Here is a 25,978-nt window from a genome sequence, read left to right on the forward strand (position 1 = left end):
ATAGCCTGACATTAGAAAGACAAACTCACATTCCCTTGATCGGTTATCAATTCCGCTTCAAGTACCTGATCACCACGGCATTTCAGTAAATAGGATACCGTTGAACTATAACTCATTTGTACAGGCATCTTGCTATGAAAGTCAGCGGTGTAATAACCACAACGACCACGATTAATGCTCATACCTTGTAAAACAAAAGGCTGATCGTTAGTTGACTGAATTTCTAAAATATATTCAATAGCTCCTTGTACATTAAAGGCAGATTGAGACTCACGACTGGTAATTTGAGCACGAACAGATAATGCAGGCTGTTCCGTTTCCATGGGAATATTATTGCTGTAATAAGGATTGTTTGGATCAAGATCAGACTCCATCATGGATTTAAGAGCTTCAGGATATTTCTCCCAACTCTCAAGTAATGACTGAGCTTCTTTAACTGCCGCAGGCAGATACTCGGTATCATTTTCTACAATCTGAGTTAAGGCTTTTACTTTGGCTTCTACTTCTTCCTTGCTATATGGAGCATATTTGGATTGCTCTGTCTGGACAGGTGAACTGGATGTTTGATCCGTTGTAGTTTTCTGAGTTGGCTGATTGTTCTGACTGCACGCTATGAGTAGGGTAGAAAGTACCAACGTTGGAAATATTTTTTTCATATTCTAGCTACCCACTTACTTAGAACGCATGGTCAGAAATCCGACCAAACATAGAATCAAAATGCCACCAATGAATTTGCCTACAGTGGGAAACATTACCGCAGGCCAGAATAATCCTTGCCCTAAATTGTAGGTAAATGGCTTATAGTTGTATTGCCCCCAAAACTGTTGATAGATGGCAAAGAAAGAACCAATCACTAAGTAGCCACTGATCACCCATGATTTAACATTTGAATTCATTTACTTTCCCCTAGTTGCATATTTTGCCAATGCGATAAAAATTCCCATCACGATCATGAAGCCAATAAATGGCAAGCCTAAAAAGCAAATCACTGCAATCACGCAGATGATGCCTGCAAGTGTTCTCATGGTTATTCCTTCATGCACTGATAGGAGATATTGACCATATCTCTCTGGAAGGATTCAGTTTGTTGCAAGGTATAGAGATTTTCTTTAAGTCCATCTTCTCCATATTTATTTTCAAGTTTGTCGTAAATACATGAACAGGTACTGCCATCAATGCCACCTGTTTTACAACCACTGATAAACTGACGTTCTGTTTTGCTGGCACAGCCTGATGCTAGAAGCGCAACTAAGACAGCAATGAGTGAAGTTTGAATTTTCATCATGTCCCCTTAATTTTTTATTGTGTTATTTAATGTGTAATAAATTTTGCTGAATGAACTGAAGTGTAGATGCGACAAAGCCTTCCAAGGCTAGATAGCGTTTAGATCAGTCAAATAAGCAAAAACTTATGAAAGCTGCTAATGCAACAAAGGAAGAGAAAATCGTTTTAAGGAAAACAATAAAGATAGAAAAAACTTAGTCATGGGTAATGACTCCTTTGGCTATGAAAGAAGCTTCACCACATTACTGTCAAATAATGGTGGCGAAACGAAAGAGGGTTGACAGACTGATAGCCAAAGCTCAGCACACCTGAAGGTGTCCCCCTCCCGTTCCGCCGCAGAGGGGGGCACGCAAGGATACCCACCAAAAAGATAAACTTTTTAGTGTGTTGGCTATACGGTCTGTCAAAACCGACTGACGATGTAGGTCAGCAGTCGAATGATAAAATTAAGGGAGGGTTTAGTCAATCAAGCTTTTCAATATTAGAAATCGACATCTAAAGAATTTGGTAATATTTTCTAATTTAAAAAGTTTAACATTACTATTTAATAAAAACTATTTTGCAGGTTTTCTATTAAAGTTGGATGGCATAGCATCATTTTTTCCAGAATATATTCCATTATATTGTATGGAAGATGGAGATAATTGTCTTTGGATACGGAGATGACAAAATTTAACATTTGGATAGATTTTTATAGGTCGCTTTGAGCTATTAAATATTTCAAATGTAATAGATGAAGGATTGTTTTTTCCAAAAGTTGCTGCAACATGGCAAGAACTAAAATTTAATTGAAGCCCTATTCTTGCATAGCACGATAGTTGAAATAGATCTCCACAAATGGATTCGTCAAAAGATATTTTTTCAATTGATGATGCAAGGAGAAATTCTCCAGGATAAATTATCATTCCTTTTTCATCTGCCAATATTTCTTCAAAGAAAATAGTAGTGTCATCATTCTTTGTATCTATAACTTCATTACCTTCTTTAATTTTTAAAAATTTATAGTCAATTCTCAATAAATAACTAGAAGGTCTAATACATTCTTCATTGAAATTTTCTATAATTAAATTACCACTATTTATGCTGTTTTTAATATCAGTATTTGAAAAAATCATATTATTACCTCACAAAAATCTTCTGATTGACCGAAACCATAATTTTTATTAATTAAATCCAGTTTTATCAATTGTGATGGATTTAATATCAAAACTTTTGAACAGTTTTTTTTGATTAAACTTTCAATTGTGTTTAATGCTTCACTATCTATGATATAGTTTCCTTTGATAATTTTAGCTCTTTCTTTAATGTCAGCTATTCTCCATTGGTTCATAATGGTGGGTTCGTTGAAGCCAGCATGATAAATAGGAGATCCTTCTTTGATATAAATGATAATCTCGGCTGAAATCATGTTTGCGACAGAAGCGGCTAAACTATCTGTGGATAAAAAATTAATATCAGGTTTTATAAAAAAAACTCTATTTTTTTTATGAGATAGAGAGTTTAGATCCTTAATGCTAATTTCATTCGGAAAAACGTCAACTCTATTTTCTATTAAAGAGTTAATTAAAATCTTGTGCATTATACTTACAATGTCACAACCAATCTGTGCTCTTAAAGTTTCAGAGTTATTTAGTTTTTTACATAAATCTGTATAAATAAAAGCACCAACCCCTCCAGAAATAAAGTAAAATTTAGCATGTTGATTTTTTTGTATAATCTCCTTGAGTTCACTATAGAAATTATTTTCAATAAAATGATTTCTATAGTCCCACCATTCGATGAGTTGTTTTTCATCACTTTTCTTTATTCTACCACCTCCTGGGAGGCGAATAATTACATTAGTCATTAAAAAACCCCATTTTATCTAATATAAAAAAAGCACCTTTAGTAAATTCATTCTTATTCATTTTAATATCTTCAATTGTCATCCATTCGATATTTTCTATCTCAGATTTATCAGGGGTGATTTTTTGTCCAATTTCAATCTGTTCAGAAGTAAATATATACCAATCATGTATATTAATACCATATCTACATGTTTCATTTATATTGGCTTCTTTTTGAAGAAGCTGTGGATATTTGACAATAATATTTAACTCTTCTTTTACTTCTCTTTGTATAGCCATTAATGGAGTCTCATTATTCTCTAAATGACCAGCAACAAGACTATAATTTTTATTATAAGCAGGGTCTGATTTTTTAATAAATAAGTATTTATCTTTGTTTTTAAATAGGATTGCTACTGTGATGTGGAACTCACTGCCAGTTTCTTTTAAACCTTGAAAGAGACCTTCTTTATGTCTGCTATCTGATTTTATTTCGGAAATGTCATTAATATAATTTTGGGCAGTTAGCAAATTTTTTTTCACTTCTATTCTTGATGTGAATAGCGTAGATGCTATTAGATCAAGCCAGTAGTTAGATGCTTTATCATCAATACTAGTATTTAATTTTTCTTTGTGAGAAATAATATCATAATGGGTAACCCCATTTTCAAATAACCATAAGCATAATTCTGAAATAACATCTGATTCAAATTTTTTGATATTAAATGTATTTGTTTTTAATGGTTCAATTAGTTCGTTATCATTTTTGTAACTTTCTATGCTTGTTAATATTTTTTGGAATAGATCAGCTGAGTCACTATCTATACCAAAACGATAAAGATTGTTTGCATATGATAATGTGCCAGGTTGTAGCTGTACGTAGCATTGCTTTAAAATCATTTTAATTTTTATACCAGGATATGATTCTTTAAAAAGGAACAAATCAAGATTTATTTTTTCTCTTGAAGTTATGTTTACAATATTTTTTATAGAGCTAGTAATTTTTAATACTCTTCTTACTGTATCTAGTTTAGGATTTATTGTACCATTATTGTCTTCTATAAATTGACTTATAGGTGTCGAAAATTTAGGGTTTTGATATTCTGTTGACATGTTTTTTATCGCTTGATGTCTTCTTGTAAATGGGCTACATATAAAAAAAGATACTTTTTCTAGATTTTTGTTATGATGAGTTATTATCTTTATTATATCTGAAGATATTTGTGAGGTGGTGCTGAATATTATTAGCTCATCCTGATTTGCTTTAAGGAGTTTTTGATTAAACTTATAATCAGATTGACTTTTTAATTCATCACCAATGCAATATCTTTTGTTATCTAAAATAAGTTTGTTATCCTTTATATAATGTTTAATTCCTTTAAGGGATTCTATTAATAATGCTTCCCTATAACTTTCGAGTTGTGCCGCATTATGAGCAATTTTCTTGAAATATTCTAGATCTAAAGTATCAGTTGTTTTAAAGTATTTATCTTCACTTTGTAATGCAATCATTAGTGCAAAACACTCTTCTTTATTGGCGGAATCTATGAATTTCTCATCAAGAACTCTTTTTCTAAAATAATTTTTAATAATTTTTTTAATTTTCACTGTTAGGTTATCAAAGGATTTATTCTTTTCATACTCCTTAATTACTTTAGAAATATCACGTCTTAATTTATATCTAGAAGAATGATAGAAAAATAATTCAGTTTTATCTGTTCCTGTGAAAAGCCAAAAATATCCTGCGATCGTTATGGCAACAATAGCATTTGTGAAGTCACCAGATTTTAATATTGAATGGAAAACTGTTATTAATATAATAATAACAAATAATGAAATAGAAAGTTGACGAATTGAGAAATTCATTTTTTGCTCTATAGATGATTTGTTTGTTAAAAAGTCTTTGATAGAGGTTGATTATAACGTAAACACATGTAAAGAAAAGCAAATTAAAGATTTAATGCGAAATAATTTTGGGTTTTGATCGTTACAATAATTGTAGGGCTGCTCATGAAAGTAAAATATCTTAAAACATATCAACATTCATAAACCGAAAAATTATACTACTCAAATTATCTTTTTTCTTATTTGACTTATTTCAAATAATTTTAAAACCATAACATCATAATGAGAATCATGAAGCTCTTTTGAGATTACATGAAAATATGAAAACAGAGCCTGCCATCAAGCAGGCTTTTTTGTGCCCAAAATTTAGGAGTCGAGCCATGAACTTGAGCTGTCCATTTTGTCATTCAACGAATGTGATGTTGATTGAGGCAACTACACAACAACCAAATACCGCTTTATCTAGTATTGGAACACCAGCCACATTAGCTGCATTTGGAGCTACGGTAGCGAAGTCTTTCAATCTACCGCCGATTGTCGGTGGAATCGCAGGAACAATATTGGGCAGTGTGTTGAATTCATTTACTGAACCAAGCACGCCACCACAACACAATTTGTGCTTCTGCCACAACTGCTACCAAAAGTTTCCAACGCATCTTTTGCACTAAAGATTGTCAGTATTAACACATATTCAAATTTCATTTTCAAATTAAAAGGAATAAAACGATGGCACATCAACTTGAACAAATGGCGCATGTCGGTGAAACCCCTTGGCATGGACTCGGCAATCAACTGACTCACAACCAACCCATCGAAGTTTGGGCACAGCAAGCAGGCATGGACTGGCGCATTGAATCCTCCAATGTCAGTTATATGGCACAGAATGAACGAGGACAAAGCATCATCATGCCCTATGAAGAACAACGTGTTTTATATCGCTCTGATACCCATGCACCACTATCAGTCGTCAGCCAACGCTTTCAGGAAGTCCAGCCCAGAGAAATTTTAGAATTCTATCGTGATCTGACTGAGCAATCAGGCTTTGAGCTTGAAACCGCAGGTGTACTCAAAGGAGGGAAGAAATTCTGGGCACTGGCACGTACAGGACAAACATCCATGTTAAAGGGTAAGGATGTCAGCAATGGCTATATTCTTTTGGCTACAGCTTGTGATGGAACACTCGCCACCACTGCACAATTTACATCCATTCGAGTGGTGTGTAATAACACGTTGGCGATTGCACTAAAAGGACAAAATAGCAGTGCAGGCGTGGTTAAAGTTCCCCACAGTACCAAGTTTGATGCAGATAAGGTCAAACAGCAATTGGGTATTTCAGTCCGTACATGGGATGAGCACATGTATGAGATGAAACAACTCAGTCAACGTAAAGTCACCCAGTATGAAGCTGCTGCTTATTTCGATGCGGTATTTAATAACACCACGATGAGCATCACTGACCAAGAAGACAACATTATTCAGTTCTATCGAGATGTTGCCACTCAAGCACAAGCTAAGGGCAAGGAAAAATCTGAACCGAATGCCAAGTCGATGAGTAAAGCCATGGAGATGTTTAATGGTCAGGGACGAGGAGCAAATCTCTCTTCAGCCAAAGATACCGCCTATGGATTACTGTGCTCGATCACTGAATTTATCGACCATGAACGTCGTGCTATGAGCACTGATCATCGACTTGATTCAGCTTGGTTTGGTGCAGGTGCATCAATCAAACAACGAGGATTGGAACAAGCGTTAAGCATGATTTGATCATGTGAAAAACTAAATTTCAGTCATGGAAAGTTAGACCTAACTAAGCATTTTTAAAGAGAATCTTAAATTTTAAAAATTATGAAAATCATAGCTTCGGCTGTGGTTTTTTTATGCCCGAAATTTGTCATTTGAATCGAATCCCCCCTTATTAAAAATCAGGAATAAAACATGAATACAGTAATATTAAACCCATCCATACAACAAGCAAGCACACCCTTTATCGCACCAAAATTGTTTACCGCCAAACGCTTAGTCAATACCAAAAACATGACCCAAGCAGAATGGCTTGATGTACGTCGCCAAGGCATCGGTAGTAGTGATTGTGCCGCAGCGTGTGGACTCAATCCCTATATGTCGATGCTTGAACTATGGATGATCAAAACGGGACGAGTCAAACAATCTATTGAAGATGAAAGCTCAGGACATGCACCTTTATATTGGGGTAAACAGCTTGAACCGTTAGTGGCTGAATACTACAGCATGCACACCAACAATAAGGTACGTCGCATCAATGCAGTGCTGCAACATCCCGAGGCAGATAAGCATTTTATGCTGGCAAATTTGGACTACTCGGTGGTTGGCAGTGATGAAGTCCAGATTTTAGAATGTAAAACCGCAGGAGAACATGGTGCTAAGTTGTGGCGAGATGGTGTGCCTTTATATGTACTCTGCCAAGTACAACATCAATTGGCTGTGACAGGTAAACAGGCAGCACATATATGTGTGCTGATCTGTGGACATGAAACTCGTATCTATAAAGTCACACGCAGTGAAACCGTGATCAAACACATTATCAATGCTGAACGTTACTTTTGGGAATGTGTCGAAAAAGATACACCGCCTGATATCGATGCCAGTGAATCGGCAGCCAGAGCCATTCAACAGCTCTACCCACAACATGTGCCATTAACCGTGGAAGACCTCACTCAAAACGAACAAGCCAATCAATTGTTCACTCAACTGCTTCAAGAGAAGCATCATATCGAAGTTCACCAAAACAATTTTGACGAGACCAAGCATCAAATCCAAATGTTAATGAAGGATGCAGAGCGAGCCACTTTTGCCAATGGTTCAGTGACGTGGAAACGATCTAAAGATTCCATCGGCTTAGATAGCAAAGCGTTACTGAAACTTCATCCTGAGCTGATCAATCAATTTCCACAAAATAAAGTGGGTTCACGGCGTTTTCAAATTTATAGCGATGATGACTGACCCTATCGAAACCAAGCGTCTATATCGCTAACTATATAGATGAAATATCCATTCTTCCCAAAAGCGCAAAAAAACCACCTCCGATCTACCGACTCCCGAAGGAGTGGTAGACCAACAATGGCGGTTTTTGCGAAGTCGTAGCTTTTCATATTTCTGTTTACTTACATAGCAAGGGGTAATCAGTAAAATTTTATTTATAGGACAAACAACATGATCAAAGGTTTAGCAATTACACCGCCAATACTTGGCAGAATTAGTATCGGTAAAGTGGTCGAAAAGAACGGTAAACGACTCCCTGAAAAAGATGATCAGTTTACTATTACCAGTCAAATCCAAGGTAAGGAGGGATGGATCAAACATCCCCTAGATGAACAGCTCAGAGCCAAAGCACAAAACCAAAAACTCAGAACCATTCCAGTACGCATGATCTTTAATGATCCTGAACTTAATTTGCGTGCTGAATACAGCTTATTTGATCGTCAAACAGGTCGCCCGATCTGTGTAGGGAATGGTGAAACCTGCCAGCGACTGACCAATCAAGGTGTAGAACAACATCCATGCCCTTCACCTAATTTATGTTCTTTGGCACAAGGCGGCAACTGTAAGCCTTATGGACGTTTACATGTCAATTTAGATGAATCCGATGAACTTGGCACATTCATTTTTAGAACTACTGGTTTTAATAGCATTCGGACTTTGGCAGCGAGACTGAGTTATTACCATGCTGCTTCTAATGGCTTACTTTCATGTTTGCCACTGCAATTGACTTTGAGGGGAAAATCAACCACACAAAGCTATCGAACCCCTGTGTATTACGTGGATTTAACTTTGAGAGAAGGTGTCAATCTTCAACACGCCATTCAGATGGCGAAAGACATTGATCTGCAAAGTAAGCAGGATGGGTTTAATCAGCAGGCACTCGACCAAATAGCACGGCAAGGTTTCGCCAATGCTGGTTTTGAGGTGAATAGTGAGGAAGGATTAGATTTAGTGGAGGAGTTTTATATGGATGAGGCAACCGAAGTTGAGCAAGTGCAGTGTGAAACGAAAACCAAAGCTAAATATAAATTAAATCAAACAGATGGTTTTGTTCAGGATATTCAGCAAGGTTTGCAGAAGAGTGTGAGGGCGGTGAATTAGTCCATTTTCTAAGCTTGGTTCGATTTTTAATAGTAGTAGGAGAAATTAAATGTATTTATCGGATGATCAGATGTTGCACATGAACCAAATCATTAGGATTAAAGAAGTCATTGCAGTTACGGGCGTAAGCCATTCAGTTATATATGAAAAACTTAACCCTCAATCTAAGTGCTACGATGCAACATTTCCTAAGCCAATTAAGTTGAGTGTGAATTGTGTTGGTTGGTCGGCACTTGAGGTAAATCAATGGATTGAGCGAAGGTTGGCAAGTCGATAGTTAGGGGGCGAAAGCTCCCTTATTTTTTGTAGAATTGAAAGAATTGAGGGGCAATGAAATTTTATTATTTGAAAATGATTGTTAAACTATATTGAATGTGTTAATAGCTTTTTTTATGCTGTTACCATACAATCTATTAGATTTTATTTTTGGTTTACAGGACATTTTCAATGTTAGCTTTAAAGGAGGACATTCTAAATTCAGATCTTTCATTGCAAGACGAGTTAAAAAAATTATCTATAGAACAACCAGATTCTTGGCGAAAAATGGGGGTTAAGTCACGACCTAATATTCATAGTTTATTGCGATATCCTGCTATGATGATGCCAAGTATGCAAAGTAATATTTTAGATTGCATTTTAAATTATGTTCCCGAAAATAGTTATATCTTTGATCCATTCGTAGGTTCTGGGACAGTTTTGACAGAAGCTACGTTGCGTTGCTTGGATTTTGTAGGTGTAGATATTAATCCTTTAGCGATTCTTGTTTGTCAAGTAAAAGCAATTATTGATCAGAAAATTGAGTTTAAGAATATTGCAGAACAGGTAGTAGAAAACTTTAAAAATGATACTAGTCATTTAATAGATGTAGACTTTCCAAGAAGAGAAAAATGGTTTTTAGATAGTAGTGCTATTGTATTATCAAAATTAAGAAGAGCTATCCAAGCAATTGACTCATTAGAAGCTCGTAAAATCTTATGGGTTATATTTTCTGAAACAATTCGTCAGACATCTAATAGTAGAACGAGTACGTATAAACTCCATATTAGAAAAATCGAAAAATACATTCCAGCTGATCAAATTATAAAAATATTTGAAGAACATCTAAATAATGTTTTAAATCAGATTGATGAGTATCATCAAAATAAGGTGGATTTTCGGGAAAGTTCAAATATAAATTTAATATTGAGCGATATTCGCACAGCAGAGTTAACATATCAGAATAGGCATCAAATTCTAGTTACATCACCACCTTATGGCGATAATCAAACAACTATTCCATATGGGCAATTCTCATTTCTATCATTAAAATGGATTCCCTTAGAAGATTTACCAGAGGGAACGAGTCAATTTTCTTTTCTAAATAGTAATAGTATTGATAAAGATAGCTTAGGAGGAGCTTTAAAAGATATTTCTTTAAAAGAGGAATTTTTAATTGATTTATCTCCAACATATAGAGAGTTAATTGAGTATGTAAAAAAACAAGAGAAAATTGATCGTTATCGTAAAGTAACTAGTTTTATGTATGATTTCTATCAGGCTTTAATCCATATTAAAAGTACAAGTAAAACAGCACATTGGATATTTACAACAGGTAACAGAACAGTAGCTAATATAACCGTACCCTTTGATGAAATATTAGAAGATATGGTTAGGGCATTAGGGGGGCAGATTGTTACCTCAATTACTAGGAAGTTACCTGGTAAGCGAATGCCTGCACGTAATAATTTTAGTAAAACAATTAATAATGAAGTGACATTAATTGCAGAATTTAAATAAGGGGTGGTAATGTCTGAATTACAAAGTGGTAATAATGCTTTTTTAAGGGTAAGCACTCATGTTCTTATACAACTTGGACGTGAGCTTATTACTGATACCGAGCAAGCAATACTAGAATGTGTAAAAAATGCTTATGATGCTGATTCACCATTATGTTTAATTAACGTTGATACCAAAATAGAAGATTCTATAGTCGACTACAAAACAAATATAGATTTTACCGATTTTTTGGAATCATCAGAAGGTGTTGTAGCTGTATTAGAAGATCCCAAAGATATTCATAAGAGGTTATTAAAATATAAGGGTAAAATAACTATTGAAGATCGGGGGGATGGGCTTTCCGCAGAAAAAATTCAAAGTTCTTGGTTAGTAATTAGTACATCTGTTAAAAGATCATTAGACACTGGTCCTAAGGAAAAAACAAAGTTAGGCCGTACTCCTCTTGGTGACAAGGGATTAGGACGTTTATCTACGATGAAGTTGGGGGATATTTTATTGATTGAATCTGCTACATCTATTACATCAGAAATATACTCTGCTCGATTTAGATGGCAGGATTGTGAGACAGCGGAAACTATTGATAAAATTCCCGTTATCTTAGAATCTCGGCCTAATACTGAAAAATTTAAAGGTACTCGTGTTTCTATTCTTGGTTTAAATGACCTAAATTATTGGAAGAAAAATACACGAATATTTGAATTATCCCAAAGTTTAATGAAATTGATATCGCCATTCGAAGCAACATCTACCTTTCCTGTTGGGATTACAATTGATAATCAAACAGAAAATTTAACAGCGATAGGTGAGGAACTTTTTAAACGCACCGTTGCTGATTTTTCTTTTGAATGGAAAGAAGAAGAGGATGGGAATTCATATTTAGAAGCAACAGCAAAAATTAGAAAACAACTCTATACAGAAGCTAGGGGTAATGAAAATAGGCAGCAAAAAATTGATACAGTATTTATGCCTGATGATGGGGAGTCTTTTTTAAGTTATCTAAAAAAAGCATCCAATATGAAGCGGTTTGAATGGGTGGAAAATAATAATTCTAAGTATTTCATTACACTGAAAGAGAAAATTAGTTGGAATGAGATAGTAAATAATCATAATGAAGTCGATTTACCTGGTAACTTTATGGGCAATTTCTACTTTTTTCACATTGATTTTAATGATGATTCATTAGATGTAAGCGGACTAAAATTTAATAAAGATTTAGTAAAAAAGATGTCTGGGGTTTCCATTCTTAGAGATGGTTTCTTAATTCGTTCTCATGGAGATTGGTTGAACCTATCTGCAAGTGCGACATCTGGAAGTGCATATCATATGCGCCCACAGAATACGATAGGATACTTTGCCTTAACTGGTGAAGAAAACTATAAGTTAACTGAGAAATCTGATCGAGAAGGCTTTGTAGAAAATAGTGTATACAATGGGTTTTATATTATTGCAGAAAGATGCAAAAAGTTTGCTAATGACTGTTTAAATAATACTAGACGTGGTTTGGATGAACTATATAAAGAATATGTTGATAATAAAGTTAATAAAGCTTCAGTGATTAATATACCTGCATTAGAGCGTATTTCAACCTCAGCAAAAAATCAGGAAAAATCTAAGGAAATAGCTAGGTCTGCATCTAGCCTATTACGAAATGAGTTCTACGAATTTAAAGATGAAATTCACCAACTATCAGATAAAAATGATATTCTTTCTAAAGTAGAAAAGCTGACTAATGCAACACTTGAATCAATGGACCAAATCCATAGTATATTAGATGAACAACCTTTATTAAAAGAAGCTATTGAAAAAGTTAAAAATGATATAGAAATATCTAATGAACAGAAGCTAAATTTATATGAAAGTGCTGCGGTAGGATTAAGTGCCAGAGGTCTAGCTCATGAAATGCGAATACATTTAACAGAAATACGTATGCGTATGAATAACATACAAAAAATTAGTAAACTAAAAAATATAACAGAAAAAGATTTCCTGCCAGAATTGCGGGCTGTGCGTAGTGCATGTGCAAGTATGACAAATACAGTTGGTTTAATTGATCCAATGCTTCCAAGGGCTAGACGTATAAAATCAAATATTTTTTTACTAGATTTCATGAATGAATATATTGATTCTCGGACTTTTGGTCTGGTACATGAAAAAATAGAAATTGAATTACTTAATCCTGAAGATTCGCTCACAGTTCGATGTAATCAAAGTAGAATATTACAAGTTTTAGATAATTTAGTCCGTAATAGTGTCTACTGGTTAAGAAGAAGTGAGAGTGTATTTAAAATTTATACACCTAAGAAGATTTATATTAAATTTACCGATAAAGGATTCATCCTCTGGGATACTGGAATTGGTGTTGATAGTAAAATAGAAGATAGTCTATTTGATATGTTTGTATCGGCTAAGCCTCATGATGATAATGAGAGTCAAGGTCTAGGGCTTTTTATTTCTAAACAATTATTAATTGATGAGGGGTGTGATATAAAACTTCTTAAAAAAAGAAATCAATTTGAAAATCGTTATAAATTTTTTGTAGATTTGAGTGGGGTAATTATATGAATGCTTTAGATACAGCAAAATTTTTAGGGTATAATAAAATTGTCTGGATTGATGATCATTTCAATACTACCTCTAAAGAGGTCGCAGATTTAATTGTTAATAATTTTGAAACCTCTTTAAAATATGTCTTTGCTGATAGTAGAATAAATGAAATACTGGCAAACTATGCGGCTTTAAAAGATTTAGATTCTGATGAAGTATTTCTCGAAAGTTTTCGAAATGATTTAATGGACTTTTTGGAAAGTAAATCTACACATGACTTGCTGGAAATTAAAAATATAGTATTAGAGCAAGAAACACTCTTGAACTCTGAACACCAAAAAGAGTTATCACCTAATATAATTAATAGAGTGTGTGATATTTTGGATATTGATGAAACTAATCGGTTGAATTTTAACAACGCTTATCACTTTATATCTAATATACCAGATGATAAAGATATTCTCTATATGATAGATTTAAGTGAGGGGGAAAGTAACCCCTTAAAAGGGTTAGAGATTTTATTACACTTGGTCAGAAAAAAATCAAAAGGCACGGCATTTATTCTGAGTTACAATGTTACAAAAAAAACCGAGGCTGTGTATGAAAAAGAATATTCAGAAAGGGAGGAATTTAAAGATAATATAGTATTTTCTGTTATAGCTAAAGAGAAACTATACGATGAATTTTTATTGGATAACTCACTAAAATCTGCATTAAAAAAAGTTACTTTAAGGAAAAATTTAGTTGATATTCTTAATAAAATTGGACCATATTTAAATGATGTTTATTCTGAAACTCATAAAATGCTTTTGGAGCTAAGACCAGAAGATATTGACAAGTACATCTTCGAAAAAGGTGAAACTGAAGGTGTGTCAGAACTTCATGTAATAGAAAGGGCAATTATTTCTAATACTAAATTTAATATCAAAAATTTCTTTAATTTAGGGAAGCATCAAACGACATTGGAGAAGCTTAGACAGCTTAAGCATATACCTATTGAGCTTGATGATGATTTTAAAATTCATCCTAATTTAGAGTTTTTTAGAAAATTAGAAATTTTTAATGATCAAGATTTAGTCAATAAAAACTTTAGCCCATTATCTTGTGGAGATATTTTTGAAGTTGACCTTCATGGGAGGAAGGAAAAATTTGTTCTATTAGCACAGCCCTGCGATATTGCCCTTCGAGGGATAGATGGCAATAGAGTTTTAAAAGAAGCAATTTTTGCTCCCCTTAGAACTAAAAATATTCAATTAACGAATTTTAATTTAAATGATGAAAAAATCCCAAAATTTATTCAGAGAGACCCATTGAACTCATCAGATATTTATGATGCTTATGAGTTGATTTATAAGCAACTAAAGTCTACCAAATCTGAAAACTTAAAAATTTCTAAAAGTTTAGAAAAAGCATTAGAGCGGAATTATAATCTAGAAAAAAGATATGTCGCTTTAAAAGAAATGAAATTAGATTTTTTAATTGATAATACGCAATATTTTGTCAATTTTTCTAATGCAGTAAATATTAACTTAGAGGTTTTGGACTTGGTGTCATTTAATGATCATGGTTTGCTGAGTTTTAATAGCTCACAAAGTTATAATCATCAATTTACTGTTGCTTTACAGAAAAAATTCAAAAATCAGAGAGTTATATTTGATAATCATTTTAATCTTCTAGAAGGTTTGAAAGGAAAAAATCGTAAATTCTATTTAGAAAGCAATAAAAATTTACAATTGTCATTGTTTTTAGATATATTACCTACTTTTAAGTTTAGAAGTAAAAAATATAATATTTCTTGGCCAATCCAAAGGATTGGTAATATTGCAGAACCTTATGCTTCAGAAATATTAAAAAAATATATGCATGTAATGAGTAGAACAGCCTATGAATTAGATTATACTGCTTAAGACCTTCTTGTGATATTTTTTGTATATATTCATGTTTGTATATTGAATAAATATAAGGCGGGTTAGTTTAATTTTGGAGAAATATCTTTAAAATATTCCTAGGATAATAACTTAATGTCTGCTGATTCAATTCAGCAGATATTAAGCTGATTATATGAAAACCCCTTAATTTTAAATATTTAGGAATTTTATTTTTTCTTATTTTAGGTATATACTTTAAGCAGATTGTTAAGGATGTTGATAATATTTTAGCTGATTCATTCTATACGTAAATTTTTATTCCTCAGCCCATCAATAAAATCAGACCACTCCTGCATCATCTTCGTTCGATACTCTAAATGCTGAGCATGGTTGTATGCTTGTGAAACAGCATTACCAACCCTATGTGCTAACTGAATTTCAATCGCATCGTGCATATAGCCTTGCTCATGTAATGTTGTAGAAGCAAGTCCACGGAAACCATGTCCAGTCATTTTGCCGTTATAGCCCATCGTACGGATCACGCACAAAATTGCATTACTGCTCATAGGGTTAGCTGTGCTGTGATTATAAAAAACATACTGCTTTCTGCCTGTAAGAGGTAATAAACTCTCTAGTAGTTCAATTGCTTGCCTAGATAGTGGAACGAGATGAGGCAAAGCCATTTTCATTCTTTCGGCTGGTATACGCCATATCTTGTTCTCAAAATCGATTTCACTCCATTCCATCATTCTGAGTTCAGCAGTCCGTACAAAAGTAAGAGTCATCAACTGAAGTGCAGTTTTGATCACTGGATTACCATGGTAACGATCCATGCGTTCAAGAAAAGGGGGAAACTCCGAAATATCCAATCGAGCCATATGCTTTACTTTACGAGGCTTTAAGGCTTCGTGAAGATGAGGTGTTGGATCATTCTCAATCAATCCTTTACGAATCGCAAAACGGAAAATACGCCCAGCTAAAGGAATGGAGCGTTTAGCCATTTCTTGCGCACCACGTGCTTCAATTTTTTTAGCACATGCCAGTACATCTTTCCCTTTGATCTGATCAATGGGCATATTACCCAATGCAGGGAATATATCTTTTTCGAAAACAGATAAATCACGTAGATAAGTTGCTTCTTTAATAACGGCTTTACGATCCTCCATCCACTCCATCGCAAGGACTTTGAATAGCTTACTTTCATCAGTTTGCTGAAGGCGGTCATTCTTTATGGCATTAGGGTCAATATTTTTATAAAGCTGAATACGAGCTTCATCACGGGTGCGACGAGCTTGAGCTAATGAGATTTCAGGATAGCTTCCAATAGTTAAAGTACTTTCACGACCATTGAAGCGATACTTTAATCGCCAGAACCTTCCACCTGAAGGCGTGACCTCAAGGTACAGCCCTTTTTCATCGGCATAACGCTTTTTCTTTTCAAGCGGTTTTATTTTTCTAACGTGAGCATCTGTCAGCATTTTTAGCTATTTCTTTGGAATTTGGGGGACGATTTATAGTATAACCAAATCATCCCCCACTTGTCCCCCATGATGTTTCAGGAGTACAAGGATAGCCAAGGATTTAAAAGAACATTAAAAAAGGCTTAAATCATTGTGATTTAAGCCTTTTAGGTATGCTTCGGTATTTTTAAAACAGAATCTTGGCGGTGAGAGAGGGATTCGAACCCTCGATACGCGCAAACGTATACACACTTTCCAGGCGTGCTCCTTCAGCCACTCGGACACCTCACCAAGGTGTGCGATAGTAACCAAAAAAATGCGGGCTGCCAAGTTGTGATGAACAGATTTGCAGAAAAACTTTTTGGCTAATGATAAGATTGCGCCATATAACGTTTTAGTTTGAAGCGACATAATATGCAAAGTACTGCAAAAAAAGCCGCATTGCCCGCGATGACGCTGGCAGCATTAGGGGTGGTATTTGGAGACATTGGGACCAGTCCGCTCTATGCGATACGGCAATGCTTTGTCACAGGACATGTGGATATCAGTGAAGGATCGATTCTCGGCATCCTGTCCCTGATCTTCTGGTGCATGAACCTGACCATCAGTTTTAAATATGTGTCGATGATCATGCGTGCAGACAACAATGGCGAGGGCGGGATCATGTCTTTGCTGGCGTTGAACCTGCGTTCTAACGTATTTAGCAACAAGAATAAAATCTTTCTGATCGCATTGGGCTTTATCGGGGCATCGCTATTCTTTGGTGATGGCATTATTACGCCAGCCATTTCGGTACTGTCGGCGATTGAGGGCCTGAGTCTGGTCACACCGGCACTGGATCGTTGGTTAGTGCCGATTGCGCTGGGTATTTTAACCGCTTTGTTTATGGTGCAACGACATGGTACCGCCACCATGGGTAAATTCTTCGGGCCGATCACCTTATTATGGTTCGCGTCCATTGGTCTGATTGGACTATGGAGCATCATTCAGACCCCGTATGTGTTGATGATGGTCAATCCTTACTGGGCGCTGCATTTTGTCTACGACCAGCCGACAGTTGCGTTTATTACCATGGGTGCGGTGATCCTGACCATGACCGGTGGTGAAGCGTTGTATGCGGATATGGGCCATTTTGGACGGATGCCGATCAAGCTGGCCTGGTTTATCGTGGTCTTGCCGTGCTTGCTGCTGAATTATGCAGGTCAGGGCGCATTACTGTTGCGTGATGCCAAGGCGATTGAAAACCCGTTTTACCTGCTGGTGCCTGACTGGGCCTTATTCCCGATGATCGGACTGGCAACTGCCGCGGCGGTGATTGCCTCTCAAGCGGTGATTACCGGTGTGTTCTCGATGGCCAATCAGGCCATGCAGTTACGTTATTTACCGCGCCTTACCGTGCACCATACCTCTGATGTAGAGCAGGGCCAGATCTATTTGCCTTTCATTAACTGGGTGTTGTTTATCTCGGTGGTGATTCTGATTCTGCTGTTTGAAAGCAGTGCCGAACTGGCCAGTGCCTATGGCGTTGCGGTGACCATGACCATGCTCTGCGGTACTATCCTGATCTCGACACTGGCCTATGGGGTGTGGCGTTGGCCTGCATGGAAAGTGGCGTTGTTTGCGGTGCCATTCCTGATCATAGATCTGATTTTTGTCGGTTCAACCTCATTAAAAATCCTCTCTGGCGGATGGGTACCGATCCTGATTGGTGTGGTGGTATATACCATTCTGATGACCTGGAAACGTGGTCGTGAAATCGTGTATAACCGCATGGAAACCAATGCCTTGCCGATCGAGTTATTTATTAAAAGTATTGGCATGAGCAAAGAAACCCAATATGTGCCAGGTGAAGCGATTTTCCTGACCGGTACCCCGAATATTGTGCCGCATGCGATGTTGCATAACATCAAGCACAACAAAGTGCTGCATGAGCGCAATGTGATGGTGACGGTCTATACGCAGGATATTCCGTATGTGGCTGAAGCCGACCGTTTAAAAGTGGAAAAGCTGGATGAACACTTTTATCGCATCTATATCTATTATGGCTTCAAGGACCAGCCGAATATTCCGGTCGCGCTGGAACAGGCCTATAAGCAACTGGATTTTGAGTTCGATATGATGCAAATGAGTTTCTTCATTTCGCGAGACCGTATTGTGCATACCGTTGGTGATGGCATGTCACCATGGCGTGAAAAGCTGTTTATCTCGATGCAGCGTAATACCAGTCCGGTCAGTGACTTCTACCAGATCCCGACCAACCGTGTGGTGGAACTGGGCAGCCAGATCGAAATTTAAGTTTAAGTTGATAAAACAGGCACGCTCAAGTGCCTTTTTTATTGTCTGTTGAGCAAGTGTACAGATTTGCGACATAAAATGTCGCTCTAGGCTGAAACCCAATATACAGCAAGGCTTTGAGTTGTTAAGCTGCGCGTTCATATTGATTTTGATGTAGTTATGGCGAAGAAACCAACCAGAAAGGGTAAAACACCATTTGCTTTTTTGAGCCAGAATGTTGGAAAGCTTGTGCTGGCCGTGGTCGCAACGGGAAGTTTTGCGATTGCGTTTGGCAATGAAAAAATTTCGAAACTGATTCCGTTCCAGTCCAGTAATGGCGCCTGTTTAAAACAGTTCTATCGTGATGTGCCACCGTTATTGAGCAAGGACAGTCTGAAAAAAGACAGTTATGCCCTGTGTTTTAATGACTTCAATGTGATGTATTCGGGTATCTCCAAGACCCCGCTGTGGTCAGCGGAATATCTCACCCCTGAACGTTTAAGTGTCAAAATCAAACGTGAAGATAATTTCCATGAAGAAACCCGGGTGCAGTTGGCGCATCGCGCGTTGTTATCGGATTATCGTGGTTCAGGTTATGACCGTGGCCATATGGCACCGAACGGAGATATGAGTAATACCGCAGCCCAGTATGACAGTTTCTCCCTGGCCAATATGGTGCCGCAAGCACCGAAAAATAATCAGGAAGTGTGGCGCAAACTGGAAGAAGCGGTACGCTCTATGGTCACCAAACAGCATAAAGATGCCTATGTGCTGACCGGGCCTGTCTTTGAAGGCAAACGCCTGAAAACCATTGGTAAAGGGATCATTGTCCCGACCGCGGTGTATAAAGCGGTGTATTTACCTAAGCAGGGCATTATTGGCGCCTATTATGCACCGAACAATAATTCACTGCAGGTTAAAGTAGTGAGTGTCTGCTATCTGGAAGAAAAGCTGGGAATTAATTTATTCCCGCAATTAACCGAACAGCAGAAACGTAATGTCTATCAGCTGCCTTTGTCCGCGCAACAGGTGAAACCAAATAAAGACATCAGTTACTCACATTGGGATGGACAAAGCCAGTGTGCGGAAGAGGCCAAGACCGATGCCATTCAGGCGCAGCAGCGTCAATTTACCTCACAATCAACTGAGTCGGCAGGCAGCAAGTTGCCACAAATTGATGAACAGACCAAACAGGCCATGATTAACCAGTTGATCAATGCCTTGGTACAGTATTTCTTACAAATGTTGCGCTAAGAAACGCTTGCAAAGTGATTCTGCTTGGCTCATGTTGGGTGAGAGACAACAATAACGAGAGAGAAAGATGTTTAAACCTTTTGAACATGGTGATGAGTCGTCAGCAATTTATGACCTGACGCTGGAAAATCAGGTGGATTGTGTGAGCTTGTACGGCAATTTACAAATCACCAAAGATCAGGCTGGTTTAAAAACCGCAAAGGCATTACAAGGCTTTATCAATGAGGTGGTGGCGGCCTTGGAGAAACAGGAACTGCCTGAACGGATCGAGCGTCAGCCTGAACAGGATATTGAAAATCCATTTTTATAAATAAAAAAAACAGCCGATACAGGCTGTTTTTTTATGCGGTGTGATGTGCTTAGTTTTTCTCGCTGCCCACCACTTTGTAAATCACTGCACCGATAATGGCACCGATAATTGGTGCAACCCAGAACAACCAGAGTTGGCTAAGTGCAGCAGTCTCAGCAAATAAAGCAACCGCTGTACTACGTGCAGGGTTAACAGATGTGTTGGTCACAGGAATACTGATCAAGTGGATTAACGTAAGCGCCAAACCAATTGCAATCGGTGCGAAGCCAGCGGGTGCACGACGGTCCGTCGCACCCATGATCACGATCAGGAAGAATGCAGTGAGGACTACTTCGATCAGGAATGCTGAAGCCACAGAGAAGTGGTTTGGAGAAAGTTCGCCATAACCGTTGGTCGCGAAGCCACCTGTACCCGCAAAGCCAGCCTGACCTTGTACGATGATGTACAGCACGAATGCGGCAAGCGCACCGCCAATCACCTGAGAAATAATGTAAGGCACCAGGTCTTTGGCATCAAAACGTCCACCGACCCATAACCCGACACTCACGGCAGGGTTAAAGTGACCGCCAGAAATATGACCAAAGGCATAAGCGCCTGTTAAAACGGTTAAACCAAATGCAAGCGCAACACCTAAAAAGCCAATCCCAAGTTCCGGGAATGCCGCTGCAAGCACCGCACTACCACAACCACCAAAAACAAGCCAAAAAGTACCAAGAAATTCTGCTAAATATTTGTTCATTGTTATCACCAAACATGTTTTAAAAAATAAAAAAAACAAGCATCCAAAACGTTATTATGGATATGTGTCAACCGTGTGAAAAAGTGTGAACTATTTCACACAGGTATATAGGCTCTTGTATAAAACGTGCAATGAAAACGATCAGTTGTGAAACCGTTAGTTCCTGAATAATTTTATTAAGAATTGTAAATTATGTTGTTGTTTCGCCACTGTTGCGGGGTTTGCCCGGTCCAAATCTTAAAAGCACGTTGAAAAGCACTTTGTTCAGAATAACAGAGCAGTAGTGCAATTTCCTGCAAACTCAGATGCGGGTCTTTGAGATATTCAGTCGCCAGCATAAAGCGCACCTGTTGCACCCGTTGCTGAAAAGTCGTGTGTTGTTGTTGTAAATGACGCTGTAATTGGCGCACGGACAGGCCCAGTTTTTCGGCAATAAAATCGAGCTGATATTGGTTCTTTTGCAGGCCAGTTAAAATGGCATGTTGCAGGCGCTGATCCAGTTGGGTCGAATGAGGCAGTTGCTCTAGCAAAGCTTGAGCTTGCTGTAGCAGTAATTGCTGCAAGGTATGATCACCGCTACGTAAGGGCTTAAACGCCTCGCTGACCGGAAGCAGTAACTGTGTTTTAGGCTGATCAAAGCGCACTTTGCAGTGGAAATACTGTTCATAAATGCTGATGTTTTTGGGCACGGCATTGACGAAATGCACTTCATGCAGATGAATTGTATCACCCGACATAAATAGCTTGAGAAATTGCACCATTAGGGCAATGGCAATTTCATCGGTCAATTGGGTGGGATGCGGTTCAGGCGCTTCCCAGCGAATTGAAGCATAAGCATTGTCGAACTCGACCACCAGAGGACTGCCATCATAAATCAGGCGATGAAAGTCATGGTAACGCGCTAAAGCTTCACCCAGATTTTCACAGGACAAAGCCAGATAGGCAATAATCCCAAGGTGTTTGGGCTGCACATAGGCGGCGATTTCCAGACCTAACCCTGTTCTGGGATGCAGGCGATACAGCTCTTCCAGCAGATCACGCCAGATGACATAATCAAAGCGCTCCTGATTCTGAACTTGTTGTAATTGTTCAGGAATGGCAATCTGTTCTGCTTCACAATAGGCTTTTAATAAATGTCCCAAACCACCAAAAACAGAGCCGGTATAGTGCTTGAGCTGTGACATCCTGTCCACCTGTTCGCTTGTCGTGTTTTGTCAATATAAATATATCGCATCGTCAATACTTCGCCTACAAAAATTTATATCCTGAATAAAAATAAGGAAACATGGGGAGAAAACCATGATTAAGGGTTTTATCGCAGGCTTGGCAGTGGCGAACGCATTTGAATGGTTTGCCCATAAATATATTTTGCATGGCGTGCATCGTCCAGGTCAGCCACGCTATAGTCCAGTGCCGAAAAGTATGGAATCGCACTGGGCCCATCACCGTGAAGTACGTAAGCAGCAGTTCTCTGACGACTGTTATGTAGAAGGTGTTGAGCATTGGCGGACCCGTAATGAAATCATGTCATTGGCTGTCGTGGCCGGTGTTGCCAGTGTGGCCTTCTATCCACTTTCAAAGGGCATGTCTTTGGCGGCGCTATATAGTGCAGGCAATTACTATTATGTACATCGTCGTGCGCATCTGGAACCGGATTGGGCCAAACGAACCATTCCCTGGCATTATGATCATCATATGAATTCCAATCAGGATGCCAACTGGTGCGTGACCCGACCATGGTTTGATTATGTGATGGGTACCCGTGTGGTCTCATCTGCAGACTTAAAAGAGGCCAATCCATTGGGTCTCCGCTTGCCAGCAGTATTGTCTAAAGCACTGACTCAAGCAGTAGAGGCTGTTTTCCCGGTAAAATGGGTGGAACACAAACCTAAATTGGTGGCATCATCAGTAAAGCAGACTGAAATAGAACAGCAAGAATCGGTAGCTTGAACAGGATTAAATTAATCTGCAGTCGACTTTGATGGGCCTATGTCGTGAATTGTCAATAAAACTGGTTTTTAATGTCAATATTTCTATAGATTTAAGCGCTAATTTAGCTCAGGCAAAATATTTGACCACATTTTGCTCAAAATGGATATGTATGTTTTACCCTCTAGCGTTATATAACGCCGTTTCTTACCTTGCCCAGCAAGGTATTTTTTTGCCCGTAAAAAGCTTTCCATAAAAAAACCTCTCATCAGAGAGGTTCATATTTCTATCCCTGATGTATCAGAGACGCATTTCAATACCTTGTGCTGCAAGATATTGTTTGGCTTCTGGAATAGTATGTTGACCAAAGTGGAAAATAGAAGCCGCCAGCACCGCATCTGCACCACCTTTTAAAATACCGTCAGCCAAATGCTGTAAATTACCTACACCGCCTGAAGCGATGGTGGGAATATTGACACGGTCATTGATCTGGCGCATCAAGGCAATGTCATAGCCTGCTTTGGTTCCATCGGCATCCATACTGGTAATCAGCAATTCGCCTGCACCGAAGTCGGCCATTTTTACGGCCCATTCAATCGCGTCGATGCCGGTCGGTTTACGGCCACCGTGGGTAAAAATTTCCCACTTGTTCTCGCCGGTTTTTTTCGCGTCAATCGCGACCACGATACATTGAGCACCAAAGCGTTGCGAGGCTTCCTGTACAAATTCAGGGGTAAATACCGCTGCCGAGTTGATACTGACTTTATCGGCACCGGCATTCAGCAATAAACGGATATCTTCAACTTTACGGACACCACCACCCACAGTTAACGGTACAAACACGCTTTCTGCCATGCGTTCTACGGTACGGTAGGTGGTGTCGCGTCCATGATGGGTAGCAGTAATATCTAAAAAGGTGATTTCATCGGCGCCTTGTTCGTTATAACGACGTGCCACTTCGACAGGGTCACCTGCGTCACGAATATCAAGGAATTGAACGCCTTTGACGACTCGACCATTATCAACATCTAAGCAAGGGATAATACGTTTTGCGAGCATAAAATTTTCCAAAAAATCGCCAATAAAGAAAGGGGTGCTACACCTTCATGGAGGGAACAGGTATTCTATCAAACTTCACAGCTATTTTTTGCAGGTTTTCCATGTCGGTTTATACCCCGTTGAGTTTAGAAGAAGTTCAAGCCTTTGCCGAACCCTATGGTTTAGCAGTGATTGACCTGATTCCAATCCAAGGCGGTATTCAAAACACCAATTATTTTTTGGTGGATCAATCACAGCAACACTATGTTTTAACGGTGTTTGAAGAGTTAGATGCTGAAGGGGCAGGCGAATTGGTGCCCGTGCTGGATTGTTTGGGTCAGGCCGGCGTGCCTGTGGCGGTACCGTTAAAGCACAGTGGACAGGCGATTCATAGCATTGCCGATAAGCCGGCACAAATTGCACCACGCTTGATGGGCGAGCATCCTGAAGATGCCAGCATTGCGCAAATTCAGGCGATTGCACAGGCGCAGGCAAAATTACATTTGGCCTTGCAGGGCTTTCCGCTGGAGCGTGATTTTAACCGGAATCATCAATACTGGTCGGATGTGGCCGCACAGCTTAAGCCACAAATGAATGCGGACGATCAGGCTTTATTGGCCCAGGTTTTTCAGCAGTTTGCACAGATTACCCAGCAACATCCAGATCGTCCTACCGGTTTTATTCATTCAGATTTGTTTAGAGACAATACCTTATTTGAAGGCGATCAGTTACAAGGCATCCTTGATTTTTATGAATTAAATCAGGATGAATGGTTGTTTGATATTGCGATCAGCATCAATGACTTCTGTACCGCCTATCCACAAGCCCATCTCGATCAAGCCAAGGCCGATGCCTTCCTGGCTGCCTATCAAGGCATTCGTACGCTGACTGAGGATGAATTGGCCTGTTTAAATATCTTCCTGGCGATGGCGGCTTGTCGTTTCTGGAGCATGCGCTTACAAGTAGCACAGAAAAATGCCGAGCAAGGGCGTACCGGCGATGATATTTTGCAAAAAGATCCGTTACAAATGCGCATGATGATGCAAGACCGTTTACAACGAATCACAGCCTAGGAAAATATCATGCGCGATCAAGGTCGGTTAGTGGAGTGGTTTGATGATAAAGGCTATGGCTTTATTCAGCCCAATGACCCGAAAAAACAACGTGTTTTTATTCATATTAAAGACTTTGCTCGCACGGGGCCAAGGCCAATTATCGGTTGTGCGCTGGAATACGGGGTGATTCTGGATGAGCGTGGTCGTTATCGCGCTCAGCAAGCCGTGTATTTAAAAGCCTCGCAAGTATTTGAACATAAAGCCAAAGCCGAAAAGCCAACAAGTGCTAAACCGTGGTCGGCCATGCAGATTGCCATTGTGATTTATATTGTCTTTATGGTGGTCGCCAGCTTTAGCAAATTATTGCCGCCGTATACCCTGTTATTTGTCAGCTTGATGAATGTGGTAAGTTATTGGCTGTATGCGCAGGACAAAGAAGCGGCGCAACTCGGGAATCGCCGTATTCCCGAGCAGACCCTGCATATTGTGGATGCTTTGGGAGGATGGTGCGCCGGTTGGCTTGCACAGCAAAAACTGAGACATAAAACACAAAAACAACCGTTTCGTAAGATTTATTTCTGTACCATAGTCTTCAATATATTGTTGATATGTTGGTTAATTTCTCCTCTTAATGTGTTTTATAGATATTAAGCGGAG

At 38.3% G+C, this 25,978-nt stretch carries 25 protein-coding genes and 1 tRNA gene; 14 read left to right on the plus strand and 12 right to left on the minus strand.

Annotated features, from left to right (window positions below; all coding sequences use genetic code 11):
• Positions 1-11: 11 nt before the first annotated feature.
• From ACNQO6_RS09670 to ACNQO6_RS09700, 7 genes are all read right to left on the minus strand, one after another.
• Positions 12-656 carry a hypothetical protein gene (locus ACNQO6_RS09670; protein ID WP_440208835.1) on the minus strand — a complete coding sequence of 215 codons (645 nt, stop codon included), beginning with the start codon at positions 654-656 and terminating at the stop codon, positions 12-14.
• Positions 657-671: 15 nt separating this feature from the next.
• Positions 672-896: a hypothetical protein gene (locus tag ACNQO6_RS09675; protein WP_440208836.1), complete on the minus strand. Its 225-nt coding sequence runs from the start codon at positions 894-896 to the stop codon at positions 672-674.
• A complete protein-coding gene (locus ACNQO6_RS09680) occupies positions 897-1,025 on the minus strand; it encodes a hypothetical protein (protein WP_440208837.1) in 129 nt (42 codons plus the stop codon).
• Between the two features lie 2 nt (positions 1,026-1,027).
• Positions 1,028-1,282 carry a hypothetical protein gene (locus ACNQO6_RS09685; RefSeq protein ID WP_440208838.1) on the minus strand — a complete coding sequence of 85 codons (255 nt, stop codon included), beginning with the start codon at positions 1,280-1,282 and terminating at the stop codon, positions 1,028-1,030.
• Positions 1,283-1,838: 556 nt separating this feature from the next.
• Entirely contained in the window at positions 1,839-2,399 is a 561-nt protein-coding gene (gene dcd, locus ACNQO6_RS09690; RefSeq protein ID WP_440208839.1) for a dCTP deaminase, read from the minus strand.
• Positions 2,396-3,130, minus strand: a complete 735-nt coding sequence (locus ACNQO6_RS09695) for a hypothetical protein (protein WP_440208840.1) — start codon at positions 3,128-3,130, stop codon at positions 2,396-2,398. Before ACNQO6_RS09695 ends, dcd begins: the two co-directional genes overlap by 4 nt.
• Positions 3,123-4,976, minus strand: a complete 1,854-nt coding sequence (locus ACNQO6_RS09700) for an NUDIX hydrolase (protein WP_440208841.1) — start codon at positions 4,974-4,976, stop codon at positions 3,123-3,125. Before ACNQO6_RS09700 ends, ACNQO6_RS09695 begins: the two co-directional genes overlap by 8 nt.
• 359 nt (positions 4,977-5,335) lie before the next feature.
• On the opposite strand from ACNQO6_RS09700, the gene ACNQO6_RS09705 reads away from it, so the two are divergent.
• From ACNQO6_RS09705 to ACNQO6_RS09740, 8 genes are all read left to right on the plus strand, one after another.
• The gene (locus ACNQO6_RS09705) at positions 5,336-5,623 is read left to right on the plus strand and encodes a hypothetical protein (RefSeq protein WP_440208842.1); all 288 of its coding nucleotides are present in this window, start codon (positions 5,336-5,338) and stop codon (positions 5,621-5,623) included.
• 58 nt (positions 5,624-5,681) lie between these two features.
• Positions 5,682-6,719: a DUF932 domain-containing protein gene (locus tag ACNQO6_RS09710; RefSeq protein ID WP_440208843.1), complete on the plus strand. Its 1,038-nt coding sequence runs from the start codon at positions 5,682-5,684 to the stop codon at positions 6,717-6,719.
• 171 nt (positions 6,720-6,890) lie between these two features.
• Positions 6,891-7,934, plus strand: a complete 1,044-nt coding sequence (locus tag ACNQO6_RS09715; protein ID WP_440208844.1) for a YqaJ viral recombinase family protein — start codon at positions 6,891-6,893, stop codon at positions 7,932-7,934.
• A gap of 210 nt (positions 7,935-8,144) precedes the next feature.
• On the plus strand, positions 8,145-9,074 hold the full coding sequence (locus ACNQO6_RS09720; protein WP_440208845.1) for a recombination directionality factor: 930 nt from the start codon (positions 8,145-8,147) through the stop codon (positions 9,072-9,074).
• Positions 9,075-9,123: 49 nt separating this feature from the next.
• The gene (locus tag ACNQO6_RS09725; protein ID WP_440208846.1) at positions 9,124-9,351 is read left to right on the plus strand and encodes a helix-turn-helix transcriptional regulator; all 228 of its coding nucleotides are present in this window, start codon (positions 9,124-9,126) and stop codon (positions 9,349-9,351) included.
• Between the two features lie 170 nt (positions 9,352-9,521).
• A complete protein-coding gene (locus tag ACNQO6_RS09730; protein ID WP_440208847.1) occupies positions 9,522-10,850 on the plus strand; it encodes a DNA methyltransferase in 1,329 nt (442 codons plus the stop codon).
• A 9-nt stretch (positions 10,851-10,859) separates the two neighbouring features.
• A complete protein-coding gene (locus ACNQO6_RS09735) occupies positions 10,860-13,412 on the plus strand; it encodes an ATP-binding protein (protein ID WP_440208848.1) in 2,553 nt (850 codons plus the stop codon).
• A complete protein-coding gene (locus tag ACNQO6_RS09740; RefSeq protein WP_440208849.1) occupies positions 13,409-15,301 on the plus strand; it encodes a hypothetical protein in 1,893 nt (630 codons plus the stop codon). The genes ACNQO6_RS09735 and ACNQO6_RS09740 overlap by 4 nt, the downstream gene beginning before the upstream one ends.
• Before the next feature lie 257 nt (positions 15,302-15,558).
• Here ACNQO6_RS09740 and ACNQO6_RS09745 read toward each other — a convergent pair whose 3' ends face one another.
• Positions 15,559-16,740 (minus strand): tyrosine-type recombinase/integrase, encoded by a 1,182-nt coding sequence (locus tag ACNQO6_RS09745; RefSeq protein ID WP_440208850.1) that lies wholly within the window; start codon positions 16,738-16,740, stop codon positions 15,559-15,561.
• A gap of 183 nt (positions 16,741-16,923) precedes the next feature.
• Positions 16,924-17,013: transfer RNA gene (locus tag ACNQO6_RS09750), tRNA-Ser, on the minus strand.
• Between the two features lie 123 nt (positions 17,014-17,136).
• Between ACNQO6_RS09750 and ACNQO6_RS09755 the strand changes: the two genes are divergently transcribed.
• From ACNQO6_RS09755 to ACNQO6_RS09765, 3 genes are all read left to right on the plus strand, one after another.
• Positions 17,137-19,017: a potassium transporter Kup gene (locus ACNQO6_RS09755; RefSeq protein ID WP_440208851.1), complete on the plus strand. Its 1,881-nt coding sequence runs from the start codon at positions 17,137-17,139 to the stop codon at positions 19,015-19,017.
• 159 nt (positions 19,018-19,176) lie between these two features.
• On the plus strand, positions 19,177-20,250 hold the full coding sequence (locus tag ACNQO6_RS09760) for a DNA/RNA non-specific endonuclease (RefSeq protein WP_440208852.1): 1,074 nt from the start codon (positions 19,177-19,179) through the stop codon (positions 20,248-20,250).
• 67 nt (positions 20,251-20,317) lie between these two features.
• Positions 20,318-20,560, plus strand: coding sequence for a hypothetical protein (locus tag ACNQO6_RS09765; protein ID WP_202740404.1), 243 nt, complete (start codon positions 20,318-20,320; stop codon positions 20,558-20,560).
• A 49-nt stretch (positions 20,561-20,609) separates the two neighbouring features.
• On the opposite strand, the gene aqpZ is transcribed toward ACNQO6_RS09765, so the two are convergent.
• Together aqpZ and ACNQO6_RS09775 are read right to left on the minus strand one after the other, a co-directional pair.
• Positions 20,610-21,299 carry an aquaporin Z gene (gene aqpZ, locus ACNQO6_RS09770; RefSeq protein WP_004776159.1) on the minus strand — a complete coding sequence of 230 codons (690 nt, stop codon included), beginning with the start codon at positions 21,297-21,299 and terminating at the stop codon, positions 20,610-20,612.
• 176 nt (positions 21,300-21,475) lie between these two features.
• Positions 21,476-22,483 (minus strand): AraC family transcriptional regulator ligand-binding domain-containing protein, encoded by a 1,008-nt coding sequence (locus ACNQO6_RS09775; RefSeq protein WP_440208853.1) that lies wholly within the window; start codon positions 22,481-22,483, stop codon positions 21,476-21,478.
• A gap of 115 nt (positions 22,484-22,598) precedes the next feature.
• Here ACNQO6_RS09775 and ACNQO6_RS09780 point away from each other — a divergent pair, with 115 nt between their 5' ends.
• Positions 22,599-23,249: a sterol desaturase family protein gene (locus tag ACNQO6_RS09780; protein WP_440208854.1), complete on the plus strand. Its 651-nt coding sequence runs from the start codon at positions 22,599-22,601 to the stop codon at positions 23,247-23,249.
• 279 nt (positions 23,250-23,528) lie between these two features.
• Here the strand turns inward: ACNQO6_RS09780 and hisF are convergent, their stop codons facing one another.
• Positions 23,529-24,287: an imidazole glycerol phosphate synthase subunit HisF gene (gene hisF, locus ACNQO6_RS09785; RefSeq protein WP_004657307.1), complete on the minus strand. Its 759-nt coding sequence runs from the start codon at positions 24,285-24,287 to the stop codon at positions 23,529-23,531.
• A 101-nt stretch (positions 24,288-24,388) separates the two neighbouring features.
• On the opposite strand from hisF, the gene ACNQO6_RS09790 reads away from it, so the two are divergent.
• Both ACNQO6_RS09790 and ACNQO6_RS09795 read left to right on the plus strand, forming a co-directional pair.
• A complete protein-coding gene (locus ACNQO6_RS09790; RefSeq protein ID WP_440208855.1) occupies positions 24,389-25,339 on the plus strand; it encodes a homoserine kinase in 951 nt (316 codons plus the stop codon).
• A gap of 9 nt (positions 25,340-25,348) precedes the next feature.
• The gene (locus ACNQO6_RS09795; protein ID WP_440208856.1) at positions 25,349-25,972 is read left to right on the plus strand and encodes a DUF1294 domain-containing protein; all 624 of its coding nucleotides are present in this window, start codon (positions 25,349-25,351) and stop codon (positions 25,970-25,972) included.
• Positions 25,973-25,978: the final 6 nt, after the last annotated feature.

Origin of the sequence: Acinetobacter calcoaceticus, assembly GCF_051947995.1 — a bacterium.
Lineage (GTDB): Bacteria > Pseudomonadota > Gammaproteobacteria > Pseudomonadales > Moraxellaceae > Acinetobacter.

Excerpts from the sequence above, each read along its gene's own strand:
- ACNQO6_RS09790 (WP_440208855.1), top strand. The coding sequence starts at position 24,389 with ATGTCGGTTTATACCCCGTTGAGTTTAGAAGAAGTTCAAGCCTTTGCC.
- ACNQO6_RS09675 (WP_440208836.1), bottom strand. The coding sequence starts at position 896 with ATGAATTCAAATGTTAAATCATGGGTGATCAGTGGCTACTTAGTGATT.
- ACNQO6_RS09670 (WP_440208835.1), bottom strand. The coding sequence starts at position 656 with ATGAAAAAAATATTTCCAACGTTGGTACTTTCTACCCTACTCATAGCG.
- ACNQO6_RS09680 (WP_440208837.1), bottom strand. The coding sequence starts at position 1,025 with ATGAGAACACTTGCAGGCATCATCTGCGTGATTGCAGTGATTTGCTTT.
- ACNQO6_RS09765 (WP_202740404.1), top strand. The coding sequence starts at position 20,318 with ATGTTTAAACCTTTTGAACATGGTGATGAGTCGTCAGCAATTTATGAC.
- ACNQO6_RS09745 (WP_440208850.1), bottom strand. The coding sequence starts at position 16,740 with ATGCTGACAGATGCTCACGTTAGAAAAATAAAACCGCTTGAAAAGAAA.
- ACNQO6_RS09695 (WP_440208840.1), bottom strand. The coding sequence starts at position 3,130 with ATGACTAATGTAATTATTCGCCTCCCAGGAGGTGGTAGAATAAAGAAA.
- ACNQO6_RS09740 (WP_440208849.1), top strand. The coding sequence starts at position 13,409 with ATGAATGCTTTAGATACAGCAAAATTTTTAGGGTATAATAAAATTGTC.
- dcd (WP_440208839.1), bottom strand. The coding sequence starts at position 2,399 with ATGATTTTTTCAAATACTGATATTAAAAACAGCATAAATAGTGGTAAT.
- ACNQO6_RS09725 (WP_440208846.1), top strand. The coding sequence starts at position 9,124 with ATGTATTTATCGGATGATCAGATGTTGCACATGAACCAAATCATTAGG.
- ACNQO6_RS09755 (WP_440208851.1), top strand. The coding sequence starts at position 17,137 with ATGCAAAGTACTGCAAAAAAAGCCGCATTGCCCGCGATGACGCTGGCA.
- ACNQO6_RS09795 (WP_440208856.1), top strand. The coding sequence starts at position 25,349 with ATGCGCGATCAAGGTCGGTTAGTGGAGTGGTTTGATGATAAAGGCTAT.
- ACNQO6_RS09700 (WP_440208841.1), bottom strand. The coding sequence starts at position 4,976 with ATGAATTTCTCAATTCGTCAACTTTCTATTTCATTATTTGTTATTATT.
- ACNQO6_RS09730 (WP_440208847.1), top strand. The coding sequence starts at position 9,522 with ATGTTAGCTTTAAAGGAGGACATTCTAAATTCAGATCTTTCATTGCAA.
- aqpZ (WP_004776159.1), bottom strand. The coding sequence starts at position 21,299 with ATGAACAAATATTTAGCAGAATTTCTTGGTACTTTTTGGCTTGTTTTT.
- ACNQO6_RS09780 (WP_440208854.1), top strand. The coding sequence starts at position 22,599 with ATGATTAAGGGTTTTATCGCAGGCTTGGCAGTGGCGAACGCATTTGAA.
- ACNQO6_RS09715 (WP_440208844.1), top strand. The coding sequence starts at position 6,891 with ATGAATACAGTAATATTAAACCCATCCATACAACAAGCAAGCACACCC.
- ACNQO6_RS09705 (WP_440208842.1), top strand. The coding sequence starts at position 5,336 with ATGAACTTGAGCTGTCCATTTTGTCATTCAACGAATGTGATGTTGATT.
- ACNQO6_RS09760 (WP_440208852.1), top strand. The coding sequence starts at position 19,177 with ATGGCGAAGAAACCAACCAGAAAGGGTAAAACACCATTTGCTTTTTTG.
- hisF (WP_004657307.1), bottom strand. The coding sequence starts at position 24,287 with ATGCTCGCAAAACGTATTATCCCTTGCTTAGATGTTGATAATGGTCGA.
- ACNQO6_RS09720 (WP_440208845.1), top strand. The coding sequence starts at position 8,145 with ATGATCAAAGGTTTAGCAATTACACCGCCAATACTTGGCAGAATTAGT.
- ACNQO6_RS09735 (WP_440208848.1), top strand. The coding sequence starts at position 10,860 with ATGTCTGAATTACAAAGTGGTAATAATGCTTTTTTAAGGGTAAGCACT.
- ACNQO6_RS09685 (WP_440208838.1), bottom strand. The coding sequence starts at position 1,282 with ATGAAAATTCAAACTTCACTCATTGCTGTCTTAGTTGCGCTTCTAGCA.
- ACNQO6_RS09710 (WP_440208843.1), top strand. The coding sequence starts at position 5,682 with ATGGCACATCAACTTGAACAAATGGCGCATGTCGGTGAAACCCCTTGG.
- ACNQO6_RS09775 (WP_440208853.1), bottom strand. The coding sequence starts at position 22,483 with ATGTCACAGCTCAAGCACTATACCGGCTCTGTTTTTGGTGGTTTGGGA.